The organism is Stenotrophomonas sp. STEN022 (genome assembly GCF_056760155.1).
Map to the genome: position 1 here is coordinate 1 of NZ_JBRREG010000169.1, position 4,634 is coordinate 4,634.

Below are 4,634 nucleotides of genomic sequence, written 5' to 3' on the forward strand. Positions count from 1 at the left end.
TTCGGGGGTCCATCGGTTTTTTGCCCCCCGCGTGGGGGGGTTTGGGGGGGGGTGGGGGGGGGGGGGCCCCCCCCCTTTATTTTTTTCCTCTCCCCCCCCGCCTGGTGGGGGGTTCCCCCGGCTCCCACAAACCCCACACTTACTTTTACTTTCTGCTTGGATCCAACGAAATCAGCCGGGTCACATCAAGCAACGCTGCTGGCAGGTGCACACCACCAGGCGCGGCCAGATAACGCGGGCGCCACTCCGGTGCGAACTTGGACTTGAAGCGGCGCAGTCCGCTGAAGCCATAGAAACGCTCACCATGGCGCGCGACCAGGTTGGCGAAACGGTTCCAGCGGCCGGCCAGCCGATGCTGGGCCAGGCCGGTCAACGGCGCCATGCCCAGCGAGAAGCGGGTATAGCCATTGGCGGCGCCCCACAGGAACAACTCGATGAACAGGAAGTCCATCGTGCCCTTGGGGGCATCCGGGCGATGCCGCATCAGGTCAACCGACAGTTCATGCCCGGCTGGTGCCTGCCAGATATTGGCGAAGGCGACGATGCGCCCTTCCGCTTCGACCAGCGCCACCGGGAAACGGCTCATATAGCCCGGCTCGAAGCTGCCCAGCGAAAAGCCTTTCTCTTCGCCGGCTTTTTCATCCAGCCACGCGTCCGAGATCTCCGCCAACTCGCCCAGCAATGCGGGCACTTCGCTGGCGGGAGCAAGCCGGAAGCTGAGCCCGCCGCGCTTGCCCTTGTTCCAGGCCTGGCGCAGATCAGCGCGCTCGCTGCCGGCCAGGCTGAAGTCCTGCAGTGGCACCATGGCTTCTTCGCCAAGCTTGACCAGGGTCAGGCCAAGATCGAGATAGTGCTGCCAGTATTTGTCGCTGGTCTGGTAGAACACCGGCCGCAGGCCCAGCCGGTCGGCTTCCTCGCGGAAACGCCAGATCAAGGCCGCTGCCACCTGCGGTGGGCCCACCGGATCACCCATCGCCACCAGTGAGCCGCCGTAGCGCTGCAGCATCACGAAGCCATCGCCGGCCTCGCTGCGCAGGATTGCCTTGTCGCCGGTCATTGCCACGCAGGCCTGGGTGTCCTGCGCCAAGGCCAATACCGGGCGCAGTTGCTCCAATGTTGCTGCATCCGGCAAGGGCAGCGGGCTGCGGGTGCTGTGCAGCAGACGCGCCAACCCGAACACGATCAGCGCGATGCAGACCAGCAGCAAGGCGCGTAGCGCACGTGGCGCATTGCCGGAGGTGGCGAACTGCCACCACAGCTCGTTCTGGTATTCGACGTGGCTGTAGACGAAGAACAGCAACCACACCGTCGCCACCAGTACCAGCGCGACATTGCGCAACCATGGCCACGACCATGCCTCGTCCAGCAGCGCGCCCTCGCGGTAGAACTCACGCCGCGCCGCCCACAGCGCCACCGCCACCAGCGGCAAGGTCAGGGCCACCGTCAGGTGGCCGCCACGCAACCAGGCCGGCACCGGCAGGGCAATGCACAGTGCCAATGCCAGCATCCACGCGGAATGGCTGCGCCGCTGCAGGCCTTGCCCGATCAGCAACAACAACACGCCGCCCAGGCTGCCGAGCAGGTGTGAGGTTTCCACGATCGGCAGTGAGGCTGGCAACACCCGCTGATGGGGCACTGGCAGCGTGCCGTCGATCAGCAACAGTGCGCCGGCCGCAAATACGGCCAGTGCTATCAACTGCGGCAGCCAGGGGCGGATTACCGACCAGGCGGTACCGGCGCCACTGCGCAGCGGGCGGCGCATGCTGGCCAGGGCAGCCAGCAGCGCGGACAGGAACAAGGGCAGCAGGTAGTAGGTGATGCGGTAAGCCACCGCGGCGGCGAGGATGGCGGCCGGCGCCACCTGCGGCAGCAGCTTGAGCAGACTCCACTCGAATACGCCCAGCCCGGCGGGCACCGTCGACACCAGCCCGGCCACCACCGCGACCAGATACAGCCCGACGAAGCCCATGAAGCCGACCTCGGCCTGTGCCGGCAACAGCACGTAGAACGCGGCCGAGGCCAGGCACAGCTCGACCACACTCAGTGCGGTGACTTCCAGTACCGTGCGCCGGTCAGGAATCCACATCCGGTGCGTACCCCAGCCGACGCTGCGGCCGTCGCGGCCAACCAACAGCAGCAGCGCGGCGAAACCAACCAGCAAGCCCATGCCGAGCGCATGTACCGCAGTGGCCGAGATCGGCAGTGCCAGCGCAGCGGCTCCGGGCTCCAGCAGCAAGGCCAGGCCAAGCAGTAGCCAGGCGCCGAACACGAAGCCCAAGGTACTCATCAACACCACCTGGCCGATCTCGGCCAGGCTCAGCCCGGCCTGGCCGTAGCTGCGCACGCGGATGGCGCCGCCGGTAAGTGCGGCAAAGCCCAGCGTCTGCCCAGCAGCATGCGCCAGGAAGGCAGTAATGCCGACGCGAGTTGCCGGCAACGGATGCTTGGCGCGCCTCAGGCCGATCGCATCAAAGCCGATCAGGCAGGCATAGCTGGCCATGCCCAAGAGCGTTGCCATGCCCAGTTGCGACCACGAAAGCCCGCGCACCGCGGAGCGGATCTGGCGATAGCCGTGGTCACTGAACTCACTGGCCAATGCATGCAGCGCCATCGCCATGATGGCCAAGGTGACGATGATGGTGGCGATACGTCGCCAACCCGCCGCTGAAGGTTGTGACGATGCGGAGGACACGGTCATGCAGGTGTGGGGGCAAGCGCTGGCGCAGCGCGGACGCATAAGAGTAGTCCTTGAGCGTGATGATGGCTGCATGCACGCGCTGGGGTGTTTTCACAGGCTTCAGTGGGCATGGTGGCTGCGGGCGAACTAGACTTGGGGACTCAAACCTTGGGGAGCGGGAATGGGCGAAAGCCAGTTCAGGGCAACAGTGCAATCGGCCGTACCGGCATTGGCGGTAGTGTTGGCGTTGCTGCTGTTCCTGGCCATCGCCACCGGCCTGCAGTTTGCCCGTGATGACCTGGACTGGATGCGCGCGACCCTGAGCCTGTATCTGCATGGTCCTTACGGTGTGCTGCTACGCGGCGCCTATTGTGTGTTGGCCGTGGCCATCGCGGTGCTTGGCGTGATGCTGTACCAGCAAGCGCATGGCAGCGCACGGCGCGGCCTGCCGCCCAGTCTGTTCGCCGTGGCCGGGCTTGGTTTGGCTACGGTAGCGATCGGCGACAATTGGCTGCCGCAGTACGCCCCGTTGCTGGCACCGCTGATTCATGGCTTGGCGGCACAGACCGCCTTCCTGTGCGTGACCGTGGCGATGCTGCTGCAGGCCTGGTGCTTCGGCCGTGACGCGCGTTGGCGCCAACTGTACTGGCTGACCTGGGGCTGGGCATGGCTGGCCTTCGCCGGACTGTGGTTGCACGTGCTGTGGCGTGGCAGCCCGCGCGGACTGGGGCAGAAGCTGGTGATTACCACGGTGGTGGGCTGGTTGTTGCTGGTGGCGCTCGCATCGTGGCGTCGTTCACGCAAAGAAACGCCTGAAACTTCCACTTGCCCTCACAATGGCGGCTACATCCACAACACGGAGTCACCCCCATGATCCAACGCTTCGATACCGGCCCGCGCATGTCGGAAATGACCATCCACAACGGCGTGGCCTATCTGGCCGGACAGGTGCCGGAAGATACCAGCGCCGATATCGTTGGCCAGACCGAGCAGGTACTGCAGGCCATCGACGATCTGCTGCGCCTGGCGCCGACCGACAAGACCAAGATCCTGCGCGCCGAGATCTTCCTGGCTGACCTGGCCGATTTCGCTGGCATGAACCAAGCCTGGGACAAGTGGGTACCGCAGGGCGCAACGCCGTCCCGCGCGACCGTGCAGGCCAAGTTGGCCAATCCGGAATGGAAGATCGAGATCGTGATCACCGCAGCTGTGCCGTAAGCGGACGCCATCGCTACCGCTGGTCTGCCCTGGGTGTGGTCGCATCCGGGCAGATCAAGCCTTGAGGTTGGTGATGTCTTTGCAGGGAGGCAAGGGAAAGGGATGAAAAGCCGTCTGTTGTTCGCGGTGTGTTGTGCCCTCACAGGCACGGGCGCCTCCGTGTCGGTGGCAGCACAGCCATCGCTGTCGAAGCTGATCTATGCGCAAGCACCCGCGCGGCGGATCGAACCATCGGAGCACCCGCAGTTCAAGCTGATCGAGGCGGAGCTGCGCAACACGGTACGGCGCCATGGTGACCGCAGCGTTCCCAACCGCTTCTGCGCGGTTGGCTACCTGCTCGACCGCGGTACGGTGGAAACGGTGCTGATCTGGGACAACGCGCAATGGTTGATCCGCTGGTGGGGCGGTGATGCGCTGGCTACCTCGGAGGAGCGCTATGCCGTATCTGCGTCGTTCTCACCGGTTACCGACCTTCGCACCGACCTGGTCGAGGACAACCGCTATCCGCTGGGCACGCGCGCGATAGTGCGCGCGGATGCGGAGGCCGTGATTGCGGATTGCCAGGCGCATGGACGGCAGTACATCGTGCCGCCACTGCCGCCCAAAAACGAAGATGACGAGTACTGAGGGCGCACCCCTCAGCCGATTTGTGGGGGCCGGGGGGGAGACGGCGCGGGCGCCGCCGCGGGAGATGGACGGGACCAACTATGGGGAAATCGAGGTAGTTTTGGGTGTGTGG

Annotated in this window: 4 protein-coding genes; 3 read left to right on the forward strand and 1 reads right to left on the reverse strand. The window is 65.4% G+C overall.

Annotated elements, in window-relative coordinates; all coding sequences use genetic code 11:
- Positions 1-145: 145 nt before the first annotated feature.
- Positions 146-2,698, reverse strand: coding sequence for a bifunctional lysylphosphatidylglycerol flippase/synthetase MprF (mprF, locus tag ACVOMF_RS20520; RefSeq protein WP_481510916.1), 2,553 nt, complete (start codon positions 2,696-2,698; stop codon positions 146-148).
- A gap of 187 nt (positions 2,699-2,885) precedes the next feature.
- Here mprF and ACVOMF_RS20525 point away from each other — a divergent pair, with 187 nt between their 5' ends.
- The 3 genes from ACVOMF_RS20525 (at position 2,886) to ACVOMF_RS20535 (ending at position 4,522) form a co-directional block, all read left to right on the forward strand.
- The gene (locus ACVOMF_RS20525) at positions 2,886-3,551 is read left to right on the forward strand and encodes a DUF998 domain-containing protein (RefSeq protein WP_481510918.1); all 666 of its coding nucleotides are present in this window, start codon (positions 2,886-2,888) and stop codon (positions 3,549-3,551) included.
- On the forward strand, positions 3,548-3,895 hold the full coding sequence (locus ACVOMF_RS20530) for a RidA family protein (RefSeq protein ID WP_303749463.1): 348 nt from the start codon (positions 3,548-3,550) through the stop codon (positions 3,893-3,895). The genes ACVOMF_RS20525 and ACVOMF_RS20530 overlap by 4 nt, the downstream gene beginning before the upstream one ends.
- Before the next feature lie 102 nt (positions 3,896-3,997).
- Positions 3,998-4,522, forward strand: a complete 525-nt coding sequence (locus ACVOMF_RS20535; RefSeq protein ID WP_481510917.1) for a hypothetical protein — start codon at positions 3,998-4,000, stop codon at positions 4,520-4,522.
- Positions 4,523-4,634 lie beyond the last annotated feature (112 nt).